We start from the raw sequence: 348 nt of genomic DNA, 5'->3' as shown, positions 1-348 counted from the left end.
GATAACGAGATGAACATTTCGGTTCAGACGAGCGTGCCGGGGTCCTGAACACGACAGAAAGTCAGGCAAGCGCCAGCATGCAGGAATCGTCGATCCGGGCCTTACCGAGAGCAGAGGGTCATACAAACAAAGAGGATCATGCGAAACAAACATCAAACGGAGGGAAAGCATCTTGCGGGGAAGAACATCATCGCATTGGCTCCCCGAACAGGACTCGAACCTGTGACCCAATGATTAACAGTCATTTGCTCTACCAACTGAGCTATCGGGGATCGTCGTTCACCGCTGGCTGATGTTGGCTCCCCGAACAGGACTCGAACCTGTGACCCAATGATTAACAGTCATTTG

At 52.0% G+C, this 348-nt stretch carries 1 tRNA gene; it reads right to left on the bottom strand.

Annotated features, from left to right (window positions below):
• Positions 1 to 196 precede the first annotated feature (196 nt).
• Positions 197 to 272: transfer RNA gene (locus tag BTW08_RS18695), tRNA-Asn, on the bottom strand.
• Positions 273 to 348 lie beyond the last annotated feature (76 nt).

Origin of the sequence: Salinicola sp. MH3R3-1 (assembly GCF_001937155.1) — a bacterium.
Classification (GTDB): domain Bacteria; phylum Pseudomonadota; class Gammaproteobacteria; order Pseudomonadales; family Halomonadaceae; genus Salinicola; species Salinicola halophyticus.
This window is presented reverse-complemented; position numbering and strand designations above follow the sequence as displayed.